The organism is Aquaspirillum soli (genome assembly GCF_054781915.1).
The window spans coordinates 395,468-416,500 of record NZ_BAAGTM010000001.1 but is presented as its reverse complement, the minus strand read 5'-3'; the positions used below and the strand labels follow the sequence as shown (position 1 = coordinate 416,500).

Here is a 21,033-nt window from a genome sequence, read left to right as displayed (position 1 = left end):
CGAGGGTATAGAGCGAGACGGTCTTGCCTTTGAGGGTGTAGGTGCGTTTGTCGAAGTGGACACTGGTGCGGTTGAAGCGGATGTCGGGGATGGGTGCGTCCTTCCTGATGCGCCCGAGTTCTTTTTGTGCCTTATACGCCTTGCAGACCGAGAAGATGGCGTTGCAGCACATCTGACTGCCCAGCGGCGTCGCTTCGCGCAACATCGTATAGGTGCGCTGGTGCAGACCGACGCGGTTGTAGAGACGGTGCTCGCGCACGATGGGAACAAGACGGTTGCACGCATCCGCGTAGGCCGTTCGCAGCGCGGCAAGCGATCTAGCCTGCGCCGCGCTCAATGCCAGCCGAATCGACGCCGTGTGCATCATCGCTCATCGCCTCTTGGTGACATACTCGGTATGCCGTTTGATAGACACAATTACGTTTCGTGACAACATCAACCATATGTCACAGTTTATACCACAGGGTGCGCTTCGCGCACTCGCAATTCCTCCCCTGACTCAAGTCAGGGGTTTCCTTGCGGAGATTCTATGAATCACTGGCTGATTATGCCAATTGTGCTGCCGGCGGTATTAGGCCCACTGCTGATTATGCTGGGGCGTATCGATCATGTTTTGGCACGGATTTTATCGTTAGCAGGGTGTATTGCCCTTATCGCGATTAGCGTAGGCCTGTTACAGCAAGCCGATAGCGGGCCACAAACCTATGCCCTCAGTGCATGGGTAGCCCCATTTGGGATTTTGTTAGTACTCGACCGCTTATCGGCGGTGATGTTGGTATTAACCGCCGTGCTAGCAACCGTTGTGCTGTTGTATGCCATGGCAGGGTGGGATCGCCGTGGGCGTCATTTTCATGCTCTCTATCAATTCCAATTGATGGGGATTAACGGTGCCTTTCTTACAGGTGACTTTTTCAACCTATTTGTTTTCTTTGAAATTCTCTTAATTGCCTCGTATGGCCTCATGGTACACGGCGGCGGGGCAGATCGACTGCGTGCAGGGGTGCAATATGTGATTGTGAATTTGGTCGGCTCGACCTTATTCTTGATTGCAGTGGGGTTGATTTACTCGGTCACCGGCACACTCAATATGGCTGATTTAGCCCTCAAAGTGCCACAGGTCAGCAGTGATGATTTGGCCTTATTGCAAGTGGGTGCGTTGTTATTGTTATTGGTCTTTGGCGTCAAAGCGGCATTGGTGCCGGTGCATTTCTGGTTACCAGATACCTATGCCCAAGCGCCAGCCCCCACCGCTGCGCTGTTTGCGATTTTGACCAAAGTTGGAGCGTATTGCATTTTACGGTTGTATGTGTTGGCCTTTGGTGCACAAGCGGGTGCCTCGGCATGGTTGGCACAAGAATGGTTATTGCCTGCGGCAATGGTGAGTCTGACTTTGGGTTTAGTGGGTGTATTAGCGGCAAAACGGCTAGGACAATTGGCCAGCTTTAGCGTAATTGGCTCGATGGGCACAGTCCTGACAGCCATTGCGTTATTCACACCAACGGCTACCGCTGCCGCGCTTTACTATATGTTGCATTCCACCTTGGCAGCAGCAGCATTGTTTTTACTCACCGACTTAGTGCGCGAACGGCGGAGTCACCATAGCGATGCTCTAACAGTGGCGCCGGTCTTTGCTCACCGCAGCCTATTAGCCGCCGCATTCTTTGTAGCAGCGATTGCAATGGCAGGCTTACCCCCTCTATCGGGCTTCCTCGGTAAGCTGTTGATTTTACAAAGTGCATGGCCCACGCCCTACGCCTTCGATGTCTATTTAGCACTCCTTTCCACTGCCTTGCTCGGGATTATTGGCTTTGTCCGTGCAGGTAGCACCTTGTTTTGGAAAAGTACCGCGCAACAAGGACGGATTGAAGCGGAAGGCGTGTCACATTCGGTCTTGCCGTGGGTGGCGGTTGGTTTGTTATTGAGTGGTATCGTTGCGCTCACCGTGGGTGCCGGTGGGGTGCATGACTACCTCAGCCAAACCGCACAACAGCTCTATCAACCACAGCTCTATATCAATGCCGTGTTGTTTCCCCAAGGAGGACAATAACGATGGCCTCGACCACGCCAAAACGCAGTTGGCGACAACGCCATTTTCCCCATCCCTTACTCAGCCTCACCTTATTTGTTGTATGGATGTTGCTACAAAATAGCCTCTCTCTGGCCCATGCCGTCTTAGCACTGTTTTTGAGCTGGGGCATTCCCCTGCTGACGCACAGCTTATGGCCAGAACGACCTAAAATCCGCCATTACGGTAAAGCCATGGCTTATGTGTTGTTGGTGATGTGGGATATTGTGGTGGCAAATATTCAGGTTGCGGCGATTATTCTGTTTCGGCGCAATAACAGCCTGCAAAGCTGTTGGTTGGAAATTCCACTGAGCGTGCGTTCGCCTGAAGCAATTACCGCCTTTGCCGGCACCATCACCATGACCCCCGGCACAGTCAGTTGTGATTTGTCGGCTGATGGTCGCAGCCTGTTGGTGCATTGTTTGGATGTCAGCGATCAAGCTGAAGCGATTGCCGGCATGAAGGCACGCTATGAAGCTCGGTTACAGGAGATTTTCCATGATTGACTACGCCCTACATTTTGGTTTTTTTGCCTTGTCATTGGCCTTACTGATGAATATCTGGCGCGCCATCAAAGGCCCAACTGATATGGATCGCATTTTAGCGGTCGATACGATGGTGATTAACTTAATTGCAGTGATTATCTTGTATGGTATCTACGAGAAAACCACCCTCTATTTTGAAGCGGCCTTGTTATTTGCCATGTTTGGTTTTGTCTCAACCGTTGCCTATTGCAAATTTATTTTGCGCGGCGATGTGATTGAATAATTTGACCAGTTTAAGGAATTACCGTGCATTTGATTCATGAATTGCTTATCTCTGGCCTCATCGTATTGGGTGCTATTTTTGCCTTAGTGGGTTCGTATGGCATGTTGAAGTTCCCCGATCTGATGACGCGCCTCCATGCGCCAACCAAGGCCACTACCTTGGGTGTCGGGGGGGCGTTGGTGGCTTCAATGGTGTATTTCCTCACCTTGGAAGGCCATGTCTCTATCCATGAGGTATTGATTTCGCTGTTTTTATTTCTCACAGCACCGATTACAGCGCATTTCATTGCCAAAGCGTATATGCACAAGCATTTGAAGCCAAAACAGTTGCCCAAAACACAAAGCGGTTGGAGCACCTATAGCGCCAGCCCAGCGGAGCAAAGCCACAAGCACAGCCAATCTTCCACCTCTCATCAGTGATGCCTCATGTCATGGACTGGACACAGTTGCTCTCCACCACCCGTTTTAAAGTACGCGGTGGGCGGGTGTTGCCGGCAAAAAACAATGGCAGCTTGCCCGGCCATGATGGTTTACGCAGCGATTTTCATGTTGATCACGACCGTGTGGTGTTCTCCAGTGCCTTCCGGCGTTTAGGACGGAAAACCCAAGTCCATCCCCTTGCCGTTCACGACCATACCCACAATCGCCTCACCCACAGTGTGGAAGTCGGCTGTGTTGGGCGCAGCCTAGGCAATCGGGTTGGTGCCATGTTGCAAGCAGGGGGACAGCTGCCACCCCACAACACGCCTTTTGATATTGGTAACGTGGTGCAAGTCGCTTGTTTGGCACACGACATTGGCAATCCGCCGTTTGGCCATACCGGCGAGGAAGCCATTCGCGATTGGTTTCGACAACCACGCCATGCCCATTGGCTTGCCAGTTTACCGCCGGCACAGCGGCTGGATATTCAAACCTATGAAGGCAACGCCCATACCCTGCGTATGGTCTCAACGCTGGAAATGTATCGTCATGCAGGGGGAATGCGCTTAACCGCTGCCGCCATTGGCAGCTTAATTAAATACCCTTGGGCGGTAGAGCACGGTGGCAAACGCGGAAAATTCAACCTTTATCAAGCCGAATTGGCGTATTTCCGCACAGTGGCACAAGAGCTTGGGTTACCGGAATATCAACCACGCCGATGGGCGCGACATCCCTTGTCTTATCTGATGGAAGCGGCTGATGATATTTGCTATGCCATTCTTGATTTAGAAGATGCGGTCGAAATGGGATGGCTAGATGCGATTGAATTCGAGCGTTTGCTATCGCCGTTGGTTGATACAGAACGGGTATGGCATGAACCCGATGTACGGCAAAGATGTGCCATGCTGCGCGGCATGGCGGTGGGACATTGTGTTGTCGATATCGCTGACGTGTTTATGCGCCATCATGATCGTTTGTTAGCCGGCGATCTGCCAGCCCACGATTTATTAGAACTGGCCAGCGAACCCGTGGGAGCCACTGTTGCAGCGGCGAAAGACTTTGCCAGCCGCCGCATTTATCGCCATCGCAACAAACAAGTGATGGAAATTGCTGCCTATCCCTGCCTTGCCGCTTTGCTTGATGTATTAGTCCCTGCCGCACATCAGCTCTGCACCAAAGGCGATATTTCCACCCGCCAACGGGCAGAGTTGAGCTTATTAGACTATCCTCTCAATCCAGAGCAAGGCTTGTATGCGGCTTATATGGCGATTCTGGATTTTGTTGGTGGCTTAACCGATAACGCTGCGGCGCGCTTGGCGCGGGATATTTCTGGCCTCGGTTTGGGCTAAAACGCTGCACTGCAACATCTTTACGCCACAAAGCGGCGCAAGGCATTCGCAAAGCCCCGATTTGCTCAGTACAATGGGCGCCATTTTTGTGCACGCTCAACCTGATCGTGTGCGTGGCCTCGGTCATTGAAGGACAAATGACGTGAAGATTCTGATTCTTGGTGGTGGGCAAGTCGGTTCAACGGTGGCAGAAAATCTTGCCAATGACGCCAACGATATTACAGTAGTCGATCAAGATGAAGTCGTGCTTAAACAACTGCGCGACCGGCTGGATATTCAAACCTTAGTGGGTAACGCCGCCCACCCTTCGGTGTTAGCCGCCGCCGGTGCCGACGACAGCGATATGCTGTTAGCCCTCACCCGCAATGACGAGACCAATCTGGTTGCGTGTAAGTTAGCAAAAGACTTATTCAATATCCCCACCAAAATCGCCCGTGTTCGTGCCGCCGATTATATGGAATATGGCGACAACAAAGCACTGAACTACTTTAGTGTCGATACTTCGATTTGTCCCGAGCAAATTGTTACCGACAATATCTATCAGCTCTTTGAATACCCCGGTGCACTACAGGTACTCGATTTTGCCGAGGGGCGTGCTCAATTGGTCGTAGTCAAAGCCCTAAAGGGCGGTTTATTGGTTGAACGGCCACTGCGCCGCATCCGTGAAGACCTACCGCGTGCCGAATGTCGTATTTCTGCCATCTATCGCCGTGATCGTTTGATTATTCCCGATGGCGATACGGTAATTGAACAGGATGATGAGGTGTTTTTTATTGCCTCACGGCGTTTTATTCCCGCGATGTTGCGTGAACTGCGTAAAACGGAAAAACCGATTAAACGGGTGATGATTGCCGGCGGGGGGAATATTGGTTTTCGCTTGGCCTCTCGCCTAGAAAACGATGGCTACGAAGTCAAAATCATCGAAAACCGCACGCCACGTTGCGAATGGCTGACGCAGAATCTGTCACATACTTTGGTTTTGAATGGCGAAGCCACCGATGAGGAATTGCTCGAGGACGAAAATATTGATGAGATGGATGTGTTTGTCGCTATCACCAATGACGACGAAGACAATATCATGTCCTCTCTCCTTGCCAAACGGCTAGGCGCACGCAGCGTTATCGCCTTGGTCAACCGCACCAGCTATGTCGATTTGTTACAAGGCAACCGCATCGACATTGTGATCTCGCCCCATTTATCTACCATCGGCTCATTATTAGCCTACATCCGCCGAGGGGATATTGAAGCTGTCCATCCCCTGCGCCGTGGGGCGGCCGAAGCCATTGAAGCCGTGGTACATGGCAATCGCAAAACATCACGCATTGTCAGCCGTCGTGTCGATGAATTACCGCTGCCACAAGGCTGTTATCTCAGCGCGGTGGTACGCGGTGAAGAAGTATTAATGGCACATCATGATTTGGTCATTGAATCCGGCGATCATCTGATTATCTTTGTCTCTCGCCGCCGCCAAGCGAAACAGGTCGAGAAACTGTTAGAAGTGAAGTTTGGATTCTTATAACCATGCACAAAATCCTGCCGATTGCTCATGTCTTTTCCAAACTGGTGATGCTGTTTTCTTGTATGTTTGTCTTCCCAGTGTTGGTATCGCTGTATTACCGTGATGGCACAGTGGATGATTTTTTAGTGTCAACATTTGTCGGGCTGGCCATTGGCTTATTTTTATGGGCCACCACTCGCCAATATGAACGAGAACTGAAACCCCGCGATGGGTTTATCTTGGTCACTTTGCTGTGGCTGGGTTTCTCGGCCACAGCCACCACGCCGTTTTTATTGCATTTCCCGGGGATGAGTTTTACCGATGCCTATTTCGAGGCACTGTCCGCCCTAACCACCACCGGCGCTACCGTATTAACTGGCTTGGATACCCTGCCACCGGCGATTAACTTTTGGCGACACTTCCTGAATTGGTTAGGCGGCATGGGGATTATTGTGCTGGCGGTGGCGGTATTACCGTTGCTGGGGGTGGGGGGGATGCAGCTGTATAAAGCCGAGATGCCCGGTTTGATTAAAGACAGCAAACTCACACCACGCATCGCGACTACCGCTAAAAATCTGTGGGTGTTATACAGCGCGCTCACGCTGGCATGTGCCGTCTGTTTACATTTTGCAGGCATGAATTGGTTTGACTCGGTGTGCCATGCTTTTGCCGCGCTCTCCCTCGGCGGTTTTTCGACTAAAGACAGCAGCATCGGTTTCTACAACTCGCTGGAAATCGAGTTGGTGTTATCGTTTTTTATGTTGTTGGCTGCCATGAATTTCACCTTGCACTTTGTTGCATGGCGCAGCCGCTCTTTACGCAGCTATTGGCAAGACAGTGAAGTCAAAGCGATGTTGCTATTGGTGACGGGCAGCATTCTTTTGCTCAGTTACTATCTTTACCGTCATGGCTTATACGACTTCCCCACCGCCTTACGTCATGTCAGCTTTAATCTGATTTCGATTGCCACCGATAGCGGCTTTGCCAGTGTCGATTTTGGCGCATGGCCTACTTTAGTACCGATGTGGATTTTGGTGTTGTCCTGTATTACCTGCTGTGCTGGTTCGACTGGCGGCGGGGTCAAGATGGCGCGTAACTTGGTGTTATTACGTCAAACCACCTCGGAAATGCTGCGCTTACTCCATCCAAACGCTGTTGTACCGCTAAAAATCAACAGCAAGGTATTACCCAACCAAATCGTGTTATCCGTATTGGCTTTTGTGTTTGTGTATATTGCCAGCGTGATTGTCTTGGGTTTCGTTTTAATGTTCAGTGGCTTAGACTACATCACCGCCTTCACTGCGATTGTTGCCTGTATTAATAATGCAGGGCCGGGTTTAGGCGAGGTGGGCCCAGCATCGAATTACGGTGGTCTTACTGATTTTCAAACATGGGTCTGTTCCTTAGCCATGTTGCTAGGACGTTTAGAAATTTTTACTCTGCTTATTCTGTTCACCCCCGCCTTTTGGCGTAAATAAAGTTTATCTCCGCCAGCTATGCATAAAATTCTTCCCATCGCCCATGTGCTGTCGAAATTCATCATGTTATTTTCGTGCATGTTTGTTTTTCCGGCCTTGGTTTCTCTGTACTACCGCGATGGCACGCTCGATGAATTTTTGCTGTCTATCTTTGCTGGTTTGGCTGTCGGTTTGTTTTTATGGGCTGCCACCCGCCGTTATGAACGAGAACTCAAAGCCCGCGATGGCTTTATTTTGGTGTGCTTAATGTGGTTTGGCTTTGCGGTCACGGCGACCACGCCGTTTATGCTGCATTTCCCGGGGATGAGTTTTACCGATGCCTGTTTTGAAGCGCTCTCTACCCTCACCACCACCGGTGCCACCACCTTAACCGGACTCGACGACCTACCGCCCTCCATCAATTTCTGGCGCCATTTTCTAAGCTGGTTGGGTGGAATGGGGATTATTGTGCTGGCAGTCGCTGTATTGCCGATGTTGGGTATCGGGGGGATGCAGCTCTATAAAGCCGAAATGCCAGGGTTGATCAAAGACAATAAACTCGCCCCCCGTATCGCCAGCACAGCCAAAAGCTTATGGATTATCTATACCGGCCTGACCATCCTCTGTACCTTCGCCTTATGGATTGTCGGCATGCCGCTATTTGATGCGGTGTGCCATGCTTTTACCACGATTAGCCTTGGCGGTACGTCAACCAAAGACGCCAGCATTGGTTTTTATAATTCTGTCGAGATTGAGATGGTCATCTCATTCTTTATGGTGCTCTCGGCCATGAATTTTGCCCTACATTTCATTGCATGGCGTGAAGGCTCGGTTCGTGTCTATTTTCGTGATACCGAAGCAAAATCGATGTTGGTGTTGTTGGCGGTGAGTATCGTCGGGATCAGTTATTATCTACACCACCACGGCGTGTTTGACTTTATGACCGCGCTGCGTCATGTCAGCTTTAACCTGATTTCAATTGCCACCGCCTGTGGCTTTGCCAGCACTGACTTTGGCGCTTGGCCTACCTTTGCGCCAATGTGGATTTTAGTCATGTCCTGCTTTACCGCCTGTGCAGGCTCTACCGGCAGTGGGATTAAAATGGCGCGCAATTTGGTGTTGATTAAACAGACTACCTCTGAAATCACCCGTTTATTACACCCGAATGCCGTGGTTCCCCTGAAAATCAACGGTAAAATTTTACCGAATCAGATTGTGTTATCAGTGTTAGCCTTTGTTTTTGTCTATATCGCCAGCATCATCTTGCTTGGCTTTATTATGATGATCAGCGGCTTAGACTACATTACCGCCTTTACTGCCATTGTCGCTTGTATGAATAATGCCGGCCCAGGCTTAGGTGAAGTTGGCCCTGCTTCGAATTATTCAGGCTTAAACGATTTCCAAACTTGGATTTGTTCATTGACGATGGTGTTAGGCCGCTTGGAAATTTTTACATTATTGATTTTATTAACGCCGACTTTTTGGCGAAAATAAGCCCATCGCTGATGGCATCCTGATAAAAGAGTTCATTATATGAGTTACCCCCGCTTCGTAATTGGCGCATTGTGGCTGCTACCAACGTTGACCTATGCCAACCCCGCCCTGCTAGCCGCTCGTGATGCAGTCAAAAACAGCGACTATTCCGGTCTTATACAAGCCGAAAGCGAATTACAAGATCATCCACTGCAAGCCTATCCACGTTATTGGTGGCTGAGTAAAAACTTGGGGCAAACCTCGGGTAATGAGGTACAACAATTTCTCACCCGCTACGACAACACCGTGCTCGCAGAGCGTCTGCGAGTCGATTGGCTCAAGCAACTTGGTAAACAAGAACAATGGTCTGAGTTTCAGCGTGAATACCAAAAACTCGCGCCCGTGGCACGCGATAACGAAATTGTGTGCTACGAACTACTGAATAAAACCCAACTTGGCCAAGCCGATAGCCAAGTGTGGGAGCAAGCACGCAAACAATGGTTTAGTGGCCGCGCCAGCACCGAAGGGTGTCAAGCCTTACATGATGTGCTGTTTAATCAGGGTAAATTACTTGAAGCCGATGTGTGGTATCGGGTGCGCTTAGCCTTTTCAGCCAACAATCCTAACCTCGCTCGCCAAATCAGCCAACGCAGCAATACCCCTCTGGCAAGCCAACAGGTGAACAGCCCTAGCTATGATGGCGATTTAAGCCAAGCCCCACAGCGAGAACTGGCGCTCTACGCGGTACAAAAACAAGCGCGACAAAATCCAGAAACGGCGGCTTTACAGCTCAATGCCTTAGAAAAAGCGGGTTTAAGCCGCGAAGCCGCCGGTTATGGCTGGGGACAGTTAGCGTTAATCAATGCCAAAAAATTACGCATGGTCGATGCTTTGGCACAATTTGCACGCGCCGATCAAAAACAACTCAATCGTGAGCAGTGGGAATGGTGGGTTCGCGCAGCATTGCGTGAAGGACAATGGGACACTGTGCAACGCACGATTGATGCCATGCCAGCTGAGGTCGCTGCAGAAGCAGATTGGGTGTATTGGAAAGCCCGCGCCTTGAAAGCGCGTGGCCGCAGCCATGAAGCCAATCCACTGTTTGCGCGATTAAGCCAACAACACCATTACTATGGGCAATTAGCCCGCGAAGAACTCGGCCAAAGTGTCACCGCACCATCGGGCCGCTACACCCCATCCTCTCGCGAAGTTCAAGAGATGCGACAACAGGGCAGTCAAACTCGTGCCCTGAGTTTGTTCGAGATTTCCCGCCAAAGTGCTCGGCCAGAATTGCGTGAAGATGCCAAACGAGAATGGCGCTTTGCCATGCGTGGGCTCAACGATAAACAGCTCTTGGCCAGTGCCGAAGCCGCACAACAAGCAGGGTTTTATGAAATGGCGATTTTTAGTGCCGACCGCACACAAGAATTGCACGATTTCAACTTGCGCTATCTCGCCCCTTATCGCGAGATTACCCGCCGCTATAGCCAAGAGTTCGATGTTGATGAAGCATGGGTGTATGGTTTGATGCGACAAGAAAGCCGCTTTGTGCATATCGCTCGCTCTGGCGTGGGTGCCAGCGGCTTAATGCAGTTAATGCCCGCCACCGCAAAATGGGTGGGCAGCAAGCTCGGCGTCAGCAATTTCTCGGTGAATCAAGTGGATACCAATATTCAGTTTGGTACATGGTATTTGCGCCATGTGCAAGACACGTTGAGCGGCCATCCGGTCCTCGCCACTGCCGCCTATAACGCCGGCCCCGGCCGCGCCAGACAATGGCAAGCCGATCGTGCCCTTGAAGGGGCAATCTACGCGGAAACCATCCCTTTTAACGAAACTCGCGATTATGTGAAAAAAGTTTTTGCCAATGCAGTGTATTATGCGCAGCGTTTTGGTGGGGATACGACGCGGTTAAAAGATCGTCTCGGCGTTATTCCAGCACGTTAATGTGCATTTCATGTCGAAAAACAGCAAAAAAGGAAATGGTATGCAATATAAAAAAATCGCTCTCATTGGGGGCAGCGGTTTTGTGGGCACACAAATCGCAGCACGTTTAGCCAGCGTAGAACGTGAATTGGTCATCCCCACCCGTCGTCGCGAACGTCGCAAAGAAGCCTTAATTCTGTTGACCAACACCCAGATGATCGAAACCGACATCTTTAACGAACAAGAATTAGATCATCTGTTGGCAGGCTGTGATGCAGTGATTAACTTGGTTGGGATTTTGCACGGTAGCCGTGATGAATTTGAAAAAGCCCATGTTGAAGTGCCACGCCGTTTAATTGCCGCCTGTCAGCGCAATGGTATCCAACGTCTGTTGCACATGAGTGCCCTCGGTGCCGACCCGCATGGCCCGTCGAACTATCAAGACACTAAAGCAGCCGGTGAAGCGTTAATCCAACACTCGGGCCTAGATTGGACGATTTTCCGCCCCTCGGTAGTGTTTGGTGCTGATGACAACTTCCTGAATATGTTTGCGTGTTTGCTCAACACCTTCCCCGTATTGCCATTGGCTGGCGCCAGCACGCGCTTCCAGCCAGTATGGGTGCAAGATGTGGCACGCGCTTTTGTCGAAGCCCTCTCCCGTCCAGCGACGATTGGCCAAACCTTGGAATTGGTTGGCCCAGATACCTACACCTTAAAAGAACTGGTGCAATACGTTGGTGAATTGATCGAACGGCCTCGGTTGGTTGTGGGAATTCCGACTGGCGTGGCAATGCTGCAAGCCATGGTCTTACAGATGGTGCCAGGTCAACCGTTGATGAGTTTTGATAATGTCCGTTCTTTAGAACGTGATAACGTCAGCGAAAGCGGCTTCCCAAGCGAGTTGTTAGGTTTTGCCCCTTCCAAATTAGAAGCGATTGCCCCTGTCTATCTTGGTCCCTTGAGCAGCCAAGCTCAGCTCGACGCCTACCGCGCCGGTGCACACCGTTAATTGATTGGGCAATGGCGAGGCATATTCGATGCAAGTGTATATGGTGGGTGGTGCAGTTCGCGATCAATTATTAGGTTTACCTATTCGTGATCGTGATTGGGTTGTGGTGGGTAGCCATGCAGCAGAAATGGTTGCCGCAGGCTATCAACCGGTCGGGCGCGATTTTCCGGTCTTTCTCCATCCACGAACGCATGAAGAATATGCCTTAGCTCGCACCGAGCGTAAAACGGCAGCGGGTTACCATGGCTTTCAATTTCATGCCAGCCCCGAAGTTACGCTAGAACAAGATCTGGCACGCCGCGATTTGACAATCAATGCGATGGCACAAGCGACAGACGGCAGTGTGATTGATCCCTATGGCGGACAAACCGATTTAGCTGCTGGGTGTTTGCGTCATGTCAGCCCTGCTTTTGCAGAAGATCCTGTCCGTATTTTGCGGGTAGCGCGCTTTGCCGCACGCTTTGGCTTTCATGTTGCCCCCGAAACCTTAGATTTAATGCAAAAGATGGTGCAAGCAGGTGAAGTCGATGCTTTGGTACCTGAACGGGTGTGGCAAGAAATCGCTCGTGGTTTACAAGAACCTAAACCTTCGGTGATGTTCGAAGTATTACGGCAATGCGGTGCTTTAGCGCGTATCTTGCCCGAAGTGGATCGCTTATTTGGTGTGCCACAACGCGCAGACTATCACCCTGAAATTGATACGGGGATTCACACCATGATGGTGATTGATGTCGCGGCACAGCAACAACGCTCGCTGGCGACACGATTTGCTGCACTGTGTCACGACCTCGGCAAAGGGCTCACCCCCCCCAGCCAGCTACCCCGCCACGAAGGACACGAGGTCCGAGGGATACGCCCCACCACTGAGTTGTGCCAACGATTGAATGTGCCAGCAGAATGCCGTGAATTAGCCTTATTGACCTGCGAATATCACACACACGTTCACCGAGCGAAGGAACTGCGGGCAGAGACAGTGTTAAAACTGTTCCGCAGTTGTGATGCCCTGCGCCGTCCTCAGCGTTTTCTTGAACTGTTACATGCGTGCGAGGCCGATAGTCAAGGCCGCCTTGGTTTCACTGAGCAAGCCTACCCACAAGCAGCCTATCTCACTCGCTTACTCGCAGCAGCCCGTAGTGTCGATGCTGGTGCAATTGCCCAACAATGCAGCAACCCAAAGCAAATCAGCCAACAAGTCGATGCTGCCCGCATCAACTATATCCAACAAACCAAACAACACCTTCTTGCCGTTTGAGCCAGTCGCCTCTCTTGGCAAACGGATGGTTAAGCATTATAATGCGCTTCTCTTTCGGTCGGAGTGTGGCGCAGCCTGGTAGCGCACCTGCATGGGGTGCAGGGGGTCGAAGGTTCGAATCCTTTCACTCCGACCATCGAATACAAAAAGCCAGCGTACATCACGCTGGCTTTTTTTTTCTGTCTTTGGCAGTCGTCAAACGACCGCCAAAACCGTTATGACTGATGATGCTCCAACATCTGATTAGCATCAAAGCCTAACCGCAACGCCCCCCAATGTTTGCCATTCAAGTAAATCGGCAATGCAATCTCCGACAAAATTTCACCCGTATCACGGATATACGTCTGCAGCAGGAACGGTTGGGTATTTTGCGCTGACTTTAACCCTGTTGGATCGTTAAAGATGCGTTTATCACGGCTATGAACCAGATCTGCCCGTGGGTCGCCCGTCAGGGGATGTGAGTAAAAGCTATTATGCGTGGGCGCGTAGCCTTTGTTGTCCACCAATAGGGCAAAACGCCCGCCTAATGTTTCATTCACTAACTGGTCATACACCGGCTGCAATAGCGACTCTACTTGTTGGTCATAACTGACATGGTACTTTTTCGGATTGGTGTTAGCGACTAAGCGATAATTTTGATCAAACAAATTAAGCTGTTTTTTGCTACTGAATTCATGCAGTAGCTGTTGCAATTGATCGCGATAGCGCCGCGCACGGTTAATCGTGCGGTCAAACTCCCCTTCGCCGACTACAAAACGACTGACCAACTCTTGCACCTGCTCACTTGCAGCCGACAGGCTGCGCGATACGGCCTCGGATTTATGTAATTTTTGGCTAACGGTGTCGCTCAGTTGGTAGATCTTCGACACATTTTTATTCACCTGCTGATTGCTTTCCGCAAATTGCTCCATCGTCAGCGCAATGTGGCTTAGATTTTCAGCTGTGGCACCAAAATCACGTACCATACCTTCAAAATGCTGCGATGCCTTATCCACTGCTTGAGTAGCAATTTGTGTATCACTGGTGATCACCGCCGTTTCAGTCAATGTATTACTCACCAAGCCAAGCATGGCATCGATATTGCCAGAGATGTCTTCTGTCGCCACTTTCACCCGTTCGGCGAGCTTACGCACCTCATCAGCCACCACCGCAAACCCCCGTCCCGACTCACCAGCCCGTGCGGCTTCAATCGCTGCGTTTAAAGCTAATAAATTGGTTTGCTCAGAAATCGCTTTAATCAGGTCGATGATATTTTTGATACTGGCCGAACGCTCATTTAGCCCCTCAACCGTGGTATTAAAATGCCCCACTTTTTCGCTAATCAGCGAAATACGCGATGACACGTCAACCAATTCACGATGAGAAGTTCGTGCCAGTTCCAAATTCAGTAAGGTCGATTCCGAGATATGGTGAGTCTGGTCGGTGACTTGGTTAATGCCTTGTGTGGTTTCATCACTGGCCACCCGCACCTGCTCTGCTAACGAAGATTGCTCTTTGGCACTGGCTAATGATTCATCAACGTTCTTGAAAGAACGGGCCGACTCCATCGCAATCCGCACCGCCATCAGACGCACATTGCTGATAATTTGCCGCATCTTAGCTAAAAAGCGGTTGTACGATTCAGATAACTCACGAATTTCATCGTAAGTCATCACCGGAATATTACGCGACAGGTCACCCTCACCTTGGCCAATATCATTGAAGATGCTGATAATCAGTTTGAGTGGTCGCACTATAAGATAGCGCAGATACCACACCATAAAGCCAATAAATACTAACGAACCGCCCCAAACCAACCATAGCTGCCATAAGAGAACACGAAACTTTTCGTGCACCTCAGCAGCCACACTCGCTTCCAACTGTGCCTGAGCCAAAGTGCGATTGATATCTGCAAAGCCAACATAGACTAAAAATAGAAAAACCAACTGAAATAAACTAATAAAGAAAAAACTACATAATTTTCGGCTTAATGAATTCCAAAACGTTTTTTCTATTGTTTCGTAGAAACGCCAAAAATTGTCCATGCTATCCCCCAATCCAACCAAGATGCCAGCCAAAAATGATTTCATTTGACATTTTTTGTATATTTTTATATTGGCGGCATCGGCATAAAATATAAAAAAGAAACAGAATTCTAATGCAAGAACGGCGAGATGTTTACCAAAAATTTGGCAATTTCTATGCTGCAGCGCAAGAATTCCCTAGTAATCACACAGAATTGATATTAACAACAAGCCTATTGCATATCGTGCAAAGAGCAAGGTATTTTTTATTCGGCACGGGTAACATTAGAGATATTCCTAAGAAATAATAGATATTAAAAAATGACAAAAACTTCTATGTCACGACAACAAAAAACCTTCAACTTAGCTTAGCCAATTTTTCAATACTTGCGCAGCAAGGTCAGGGTCTTCGAGAGGAAACAGATGACTGCCTTCCACTTGAGCAATATCAAGACCAAACTTATGTTGTAGCCAAGGCAAGAAATACGGCTTCACCACATTCGATCCTTTAGCAGCAATAAAGAGGCCAGGTATCGTCAATCGGTTCCGCTCACGGTATAGCGCATGTGGCAAGGTACGATAAATTTGATATTCCACCTGAGGTCGAAAGAACAAGCGCCGGCCTTGTTGATGTTCCTCAGTGCCATAACAAGCATAATCGCGTAACACTTGTGGATGAAACTTCGCAAACACCGACTTACTGGCAAAAAATCGCTGCGCCTCGTCCACCGAGGGCCAATAATCACGCCGGTTTAAGGTGTAACGTCCGGGCGTTAATTTATCTATCCAGCCTAGTTTCTTCGCCAACCATAAACTGCGGCCACGCCACGGTGGCATCAACGGTGAATCTACAATCACCACTTTCGAAAACAAGTCAGGACGTTGTAAAGCCGCCATCAGTGTCAAATAGCCACCCAACGAGTGGCCGACACCAATCACCGGCTGCTGATAAGTCTGTTCAATAGTATGAATCGTCTCAGCCACCAGATGCGGCCATCCATCAGTAATTGGATAGTGTGGGTTGTGACCAATACGATCCAGAAATCCAATGTCGAATTCAGGCCGCAAAGCGGCAAATAAAGCGTGATAGCAACCGGCAGGAAAGCCATTGGCGTGTGAAAAGTGAATAGTTGGCTTCATCAAAACTCCAAACGATCGTTTGAAAGTAGCAACATAACATGCAATATCAGTCAGGTGTAGCCATCTATCTTCATGCGCTTAGAGCCAAGGGCTCAAGTAGTAAAGAACAAGCCCAGCGATAAGCAAAATTTTTTAAAAGTTTTTTTCTTGAAAAATCAAAAAATTAGGCTACATACGTACATTTCTCAGCGGTTTTCTGCTAAAAAATGCTTGCGCTCAAAACCCAGCCATGATTAAATGCAGTTCTTCGCTGCAGCGACAAGCAAACAGCGACGGGTGGTTAGCTCAGTTGGTAGAGCGTCTCCCTTACAAGGAGAGGGTCAGCGGTTCGAATCCGTTACCACCCACCACTGCGGAGTGGTAGTTCAGTTGGTTAGAATACCGGCCTGTCACGCCGGGGGTCGCGGGTTCGAGCCCCGTCCACTCCGCCAACGCTTTGGAGCGGTAGTTCAGTTGGTTAGAATACCGGCCTGTCACGCCGGGGGTCGCGGGTTCGAGTCCCGTCCGCTCCGCCAAAGCACCTTTGCATTGTCTATCGTTTGGGCGGTTAGTCTCAGTTGGTAGAGCGCTGCCTTCACACGGCAGAGGTCACTGGTTCGAGTCCAGTACCGCCCACCAGAATTCAAAACGGAGTGGTAGTTCAGTTGGTCAGAATACCGGCCTGTCACGCCGGGGGTCGCGGGTTCGAGCCCCGTCCACTCCGCCAATCTTGTTTTACCCATCATCAAGCAAAAATTTTAAGGCACAATAGTGCTTTTTTTGCGTTGATAAACCATGCGTTTTTTCCCTTCCATTATTTGCTTATCAGTCTTATTAGGCCTGAGTGCTTGCCATAGCCTCGAAACAGTCCCCACCAGCCAAGCCACCCCCTTTAAGCAATATCGCCACATCACTCAGCAACATATCGCGCAACAACGCCAATTTGATGGTCGTTTTGGTCAACGGTTTGAAATCGAGGCCAATAGCCCACAAGAATGGCGGCCTGCCACAGCAAACCAGCCAAGCCGAGGTATTTTATTGGTTCACGGTTTAGGTGACTCGCCTTTTTCGTTCCATGATATCGGTCAGCAATTAGCCGCACAGGGCTTTTTAGTGCGTACCGTTTTACTACCGGGACACGGTACCAAGGTCGAGGATCTGTTAACGGTACGGTTTGCTGATTGGCAACAGGTCGTCAAACAACAGACTGAGCAGCTACAACGCGAAGTCGAACAGGTTTATCTTGGTGGCTTTTCAACAGGGGCGAATTTGGTGGTGCTCGAAGCACTGCAACGGCATCACACGGCCGGTTTATTGTTGTTATCACCCGCGTTTAAATCCAGCAATGCCTATGATTGGCTCACCCCTTGGGTGGCGCCCTTCAAACCGTGGTTACGCGAGCCAAGTCCAGACCGACCACAACGCAATCCTGTGCGCTATTTCAACACCCCAACCAATGGTTTTGCGCAGTATTACCACAGCAGCCGAGCGGTACGACGTGCACTGGCAGCACAAGCTTATCGCCGGCCAGTGGTGATGGTGGTGGCAGAACATGATTCCGTGATAGATGTCGAATTCTTAGCCAAACACTTTCAACAGTATTTTCCACATTCGTGCAGTCGCTTACTGTGGTATGGCAGACCCGAGACCGCAAACAAGTGGCAGTTCCCCCAGCTCTATTTCCAACCAGACCGCTTACCAGAACAACGTATCAGTCAGTTTTCCCACATGAGCGTTATGTTTTCACCACAGAATTGGGTGTATGGGCGACAGGGCAAAGTCCGGCTTTGTCACAATGGCCAAGCGCCATCACAACAACAGCAATGTGAGCAAGGTGCAGAAATGTGGTATTCCGACTGGGGGTATCGTGAGGCAGATAAAGCACACGCCCGCCTCACGTTTAATCCCTATTTTGATTGGCAAATGCAACACGTGGCGCAGGTTTTCAATAACACCACTTGCTCAATACCAGAAAAATAATCAGTACAACACTCGACTGCGTAAAGTACCGTCTAACGCGGCAAGGGTAGCCAAAGCCGCGTCCGGAGCCTCGCTGTCAGTATCAATCACCACATAACCGATATTGTCGCGGGTCTGTAGATATTGAGCGGCAATGTTGACGCCCGTGGTTGACAGCGCTTCGTTAATCCGCGCCAACATCCCGGGGCGATTTTCATGGATATGTAGCAGGCGTTTCTTGCCACCATGCGCCGGCAAAGACACCTCGGGGAAGTTCACCGCCGTGACAGTGGATCCATTATTGGAGTATTTGAGCAGTTTTGCTGCCACTTCTGCCCCAATGTTGGCCTGTGCTTCGAGCGTCGAACCACCAATATGTGGGGTCAGAATCACATTGCTGAGGCCACGCAACGGCGAGACAAATTCATCATCATTACCCTTCGGCTCGACTGGGAAGACATCAATCGCCGCCCCTCCCAAATGACCTTGTTGTAAGGCTTCTGCCAGTGCAGGAATATCGACCACCGTACCACGCGAAGCATTGATGAGGTGAGCACCTGCTTTCATTTTGGCCAACTCTTTGGCGGCAATCATGTTTTGAGTTTCTGGTGTCTCTGGCACATGCAAGGTCACCACATCGCTCTCAGCCAATACCTCATCCAAACTCGCCTGACGCGCATTGCCCAACGGCAGTTTGGTTTCGATATCGGCAAAAACCACCTTCATCCCCACCCCTTCGGCCAGAATGCCGATTTGGGTTCCGATATGGCCATAACCAATAATACCTAAGGTTTTTCCACGCACTTCGTAAGAACCCTCGGCCGATTTTGTCCAACCACCGCTATGGCACAAAGCGTTTTTATGTGGAATGCCACGCATCAACATAATGATTTCGGCTAACACCAGCTCTGCCACCGAACGGGTATTCGAGAAAGGGGCATTAAAAACGGGGATGCCGCGTCGTTGTGCCGCAGCAAGATCCACCTGATTGGTGCCAATGCAAAAACACCCTACCGCCACCAATTTTTTTGCCTCGGCAAACACCGCTTCGGTGAGGTGGGTACGCGAACGAATACCGACAAAATGGGCATCGCGAATGGCCTCTAACAGCTGTGCCTCGCCTAATGATTTTTTGTGGTACTCGATATTGGTGTAGCCATCAGCAGCAAAGGCATCCAAGGCGGTTTGGTGTACGCCTTCCAACAACAAGATTTTAATTTTGTCTTTGTCCAACGAGTAACGCGGCATGGTGTTTTCTCCAGGTCAATATCCGAGTAATATTCTCAACTATTATCCTCATAGAATCTCAGTTCTGCAATAAGACCGTAAGGAAAATCCGATATGACAACTTCGCATTCGCTTGCTGAACGTTTGGCCACCGCCATTCCTGCAGCGCGCATCGCTACCGATGATGATAGCCTACAGCGTTATGGCCGTGATTGGACACGTTACACCGAACCCCATGCCAGTGCGGTTGTTTTTCCAACCAGCACCGAGGAAGTTGCCGCTTTAGTGAAACTGGCAGCAACAGAACACATTGCCCTCGTTCCCTCTGGTGGCAGAACCGGTTTGTCTGGTGGGGCATGTGCCACCCAAGGCGAGGTGGTGGTGTCGTTTGATCGCATGAACCGCCTGCGTGATTTCAACCCGATTGACCGCACAGTCACAGTCGAAGCCGGCATGATTACCGAAGCTTTACAAAACTTTGCGACGGAGCAGGGTTTATATTTTCCAGTTGATTTTGCCTCGCGTGGATCGAGTCAAGTCGGCGGCAATGTGGCCACCAATGCTGGCGGGATTAAGGTATTGCGTTGGGGCATGTTCCGTGATTGGGTTGCAGGGATTGAATGTGTCACCGGCACCGGTGAAGTGTTACAGCTCAATCAAGGTTTGGTCAAAAACAATACCGGCTACGACCTACGCCATGTATTTGTCGGCTCGGAAGGCACTTTAGGGCTCATCACCGCCGTGACCTTACGTCTCACCCAACCACCGGCCCCTCTAGCTGTGATGGTGCTGGCAATCCCCGAATTAAGCGACATCATGACGGTCTTTGCCGCTGTCCGTGCAGCCTTGCCCTTAACCGCGTTTGAGTTTTTCTCTGAAGCAGCGATGGGCCATGTCCTTGCCCGTGGCCATGTCCGGCGTCCATTCGAGGGTAGTGCACCTTATTATGTGATTTTTGAGTATGAACATGCTCATGATGAGGACGAGGCCGCATTAGCTGTGTTTGAACAACTGCTTGAACAGGGCGTAGTGGTTGATGGTGTGTTAGCCCAATCTGATAGCCAAGCCCGTGATTTATGGCGCTTACGCGAAGACATCAGCGAATCCATTACCCCTCGTACTCCGTATAAAAATGATATTGCAGTGAAAGTGTCGCAAGTACCGGCTTTTGTCGCCGAGCTGGATGCTTTGTTAGCCGAACAATATCCTGATTTTGAAGTGGTGTGGTTTGGTCATATTGGCGATGGGAATTTACACATCAACATCCTGCGCCCAGAAGCGTGGGAGATCGACCGTTTCCGTGTGGCATGTGAGCGCGTCAATGAACTGGTATTCGCCCTGCTGGCACGTTTTAACGGCAGTATGTCAGCCGAACATGGGGTAGGTCTGCTTAAGCGCGACTATCTTCACATCAGCCGTAGTGAGGCGGAAATTGCCCTGATGCGTGGAATTAAAGCGGTATTTGACCCGCATGGAATTTGCAATCCGGGGAAAGTGCTAGCCTAAAAC

The 21,033-nt window shown here is 50.2% G+C and carries 17 protein-coding genes and 6 tRNA genes; 19 read left to right on the top strand and 4 right to left on the bottom strand.

Going from position 1 to position 21,033, the window contains the following annotated elements; genetic code table 11:
- Positions 1-367, bottom strand: a 367-nt coding sequence (locus ACYVJG_RS02055) for a hypothetical protein (RefSeq protein ID WP_460429534.1), incomplete at its 3' end; no start/stop codon positions are given.
- A 162-nt stretch (positions 368-529) separates the two neighbouring features.
- Here ACYVJG_RS02055 and ACYVJG_RS02050 point away from each other — a divergent pair.
- The 12 genes from ACYVJG_RS02050 (at position 530) to ACYVJG_RS01995 (ending at position 13,352) form a co-directional block, all read left to right on the top strand.
- Positions 530-2,047 (top strand): monovalent cation/H+ antiporter subunit D, encoded by a 1,518-nt coding sequence (locus tag ACYVJG_RS02050; RefSeq protein ID WP_460429533.1) that lies wholly within the window; start codon positions 530-532, stop codon positions 2,045-2,047.
- A 2-nt stretch (positions 2,048-2,049) separates the two neighbouring features.
- A complete protein-coding gene (locus ACYVJG_RS02045; RefSeq protein WP_022654417.1) occupies positions 2,050-2,571 on the top strand; it encodes a Na+/H+ antiporter subunit E in 522 nt (173 codons plus the stop codon).
- Positions 2,564-2,833, top strand: coding sequence for a K+/H+ antiporter subunit F (locus ACYVJG_RS02040; protein ID WP_022654418.1), 270 nt, complete (start codon positions 2,564-2,566; stop codon positions 2,831-2,833). Before ACYVJG_RS02045 ends, ACYVJG_RS02040 begins: the two co-directional genes overlap by 8 nt.
- 23 nt (positions 2,834-2,856) lie before the next feature.
- Positions 2,857-3,252 (top strand): Na+/H+ antiporter subunit G, encoded by a 396-nt coding sequence (locus ACYVJG_RS02035; RefSeq protein WP_460429532.1) that lies wholly within the window; start codon positions 2,857-2,859, stop codon positions 3,250-3,252.
- A gap of 11 nt (positions 3,253-3,263) precedes the next feature.
- Positions 3,264-4,601: a deoxyguanosinetriphosphate triphosphohydrolase gene (locus ACYVJG_RS02030; RefSeq protein ID WP_022654420.1), complete on the top strand. Its 1,338-nt coding sequence runs from the start codon at positions 3,264-3,266 to the stop codon at positions 4,599-4,601.
- A gap of 142 nt (positions 4,602-4,743) precedes the next feature.
- Positions 4,744-6,120 carry a Trk system potassium transporter TrkA gene (trkA, locus tag ACYVJG_RS02025; protein WP_022654421.1) on the top strand — a complete coding sequence of 459 codons (1,377 nt, stop codon included), beginning with the start codon at positions 4,744-4,746 and terminating at the stop codon, positions 6,118-6,120.
- A gap of 2 nt (positions 6,121-6,122) precedes the next feature.
- Positions 6,123-7,577 carry a TrkH family potassium uptake protein gene (locus ACYVJG_RS02020; RefSeq protein ID WP_460429531.1) on the top strand — a complete coding sequence of 485 codons (1,455 nt, stop codon included), beginning with the start codon at positions 6,123-6,125 and terminating at the stop codon, positions 7,575-7,577.
- Between the two features lie 18 nt (positions 7,578-7,595).
- On the top strand, positions 7,596-9,050 hold the full coding sequence (locus tag ACYVJG_RS02015) for a TrkH family potassium uptake protein (protein WP_460429530.1): 1,455 nt from the start codon (positions 7,596-7,598) through the stop codon (positions 9,048-9,050).
- A 39-nt stretch (positions 9,051-9,089) separates the two neighbouring features.
- Positions 9,090-10,976 (top strand): lytic transglycosylase domain-containing protein, encoded by a 1,887-nt coding sequence (locus tag ACYVJG_RS02010; RefSeq protein WP_460429529.1) that lies wholly within the window; start codon positions 9,090-9,092, stop codon positions 10,974-10,976.
- Positions 10,977-11,016: 40 nt separating this feature from the next.
- Positions 11,017-11,964: a complex I NDUFA9 subunit family protein gene (locus ACYVJG_RS02005; protein WP_460429528.1), complete on the top strand. Its 948-nt coding sequence runs from the start codon at positions 11,017-11,019 to the stop codon at positions 11,962-11,964.
- A 28-nt stretch (positions 11,965-11,992) separates the two neighbouring features.
- Positions 11,993-13,216: a multifunctional CCA addition/repair protein gene (locus ACYVJG_RS02000; RefSeq protein ID WP_460429527.1), complete on the top strand. Its 1,224-nt coding sequence runs from the start codon at positions 11,993-11,995 to the stop codon at positions 13,214-13,216.
- A gap of 59 nt (positions 13,217-13,275) precedes the next feature.
- Positions 13,276-13,352: transfer RNA gene (locus ACYVJG_RS01995), tRNA-Pro, on the top strand.
- A gap of 79 nt (positions 13,353-13,431) precedes the next feature.
- Here the strand turns inward: ACYVJG_RS01995 and ACYVJG_RS01990 are convergent.
- Positions 13,432-15,285: a methyl-accepting chemotaxis protein gene (locus ACYVJG_RS01990; RefSeq protein WP_460429526.1), complete on the bottom strand. Its 1,854-nt coding sequence runs from the start codon at positions 15,283-15,285 to the stop codon at positions 13,432-13,434.
- 297 nt (positions 15,286-15,582) lie between these two features.
- Entirely contained in the window at positions 15,583-16,359 is a 777-nt protein-coding gene (locus ACYVJG_RS01985) for an alpha/beta fold hydrolase (protein ID WP_460429525.1), read from the bottom strand.
- 274 nt (positions 16,360-16,633) lie between these two features.
- Here ACYVJG_RS01985 and ACYVJG_RS01980 point away from each other — a divergent pair.
- From ACYVJG_RS01980 to ACYVJG_RS01955, 6 genes are all read left to right on the top strand, one after another.
- Positions 16,634-16,709: transfer RNA gene (locus ACYVJG_RS01980), tRNA-Val, on the top strand.
- A gap of 4 nt (positions 16,710-16,713) precedes the next feature.
- Positions 16,714-16,790, top strand: a tRNA-Asp gene (locus tag ACYVJG_RS01975).
- 7 nt (positions 16,791-16,797) lie between these two features.
- Positions 16,798-16,874: transfer RNA gene (locus ACYVJG_RS01970), tRNA-Asp, on the top strand.
- A 26-nt stretch (positions 16,875-16,900) separates the two neighbouring features.
- A tRNA-Val gene (locus tag ACYVJG_RS01965) sits at positions 16,901-16,977 on the top strand.
- Positions 16,978-16,988: 11 nt separating this feature from the next.
- Positions 16,989-17,065, top strand: a tRNA-Asp gene (locus tag ACYVJG_RS01960).
- Positions 17,066-17,133: 68 nt separating this feature from the next.
- A complete protein-coding gene (locus ACYVJG_RS01955) occupies positions 17,134-18,318 on the top strand; it encodes an alpha/beta hydrolase (protein WP_460429524.1) in 1,185 nt (394 codons plus the stop codon).
- Here the strand turns inward: ACYVJG_RS01955 and serA are convergent, their stop codons facing one another.
- Positions 18,319-19,545, bottom strand: coding sequence for a phosphoglycerate dehydrogenase (serA, locus tag ACYVJG_RS01950; RefSeq protein WP_460429523.1), 1,227 nt, complete (start codon positions 19,543-19,545; stop codon positions 18,319-18,321).
- Positions 19,546-19,638: 93 nt separating this feature from the next.
- Between serA and ACYVJG_RS01945 the strand changes: the two genes are divergently transcribed.
- Positions 19,639-21,030, top strand: a complete 1,392-nt coding sequence (locus tag ACYVJG_RS01945; protein ID WP_460429522.1) for an FAD-binding oxidoreductase — start codon at positions 19,639-19,641, stop codon at positions 21,028-21,030.
- The last annotated feature ends 3 nt before the right edge of the window (positions 21,031-21,033 follow it).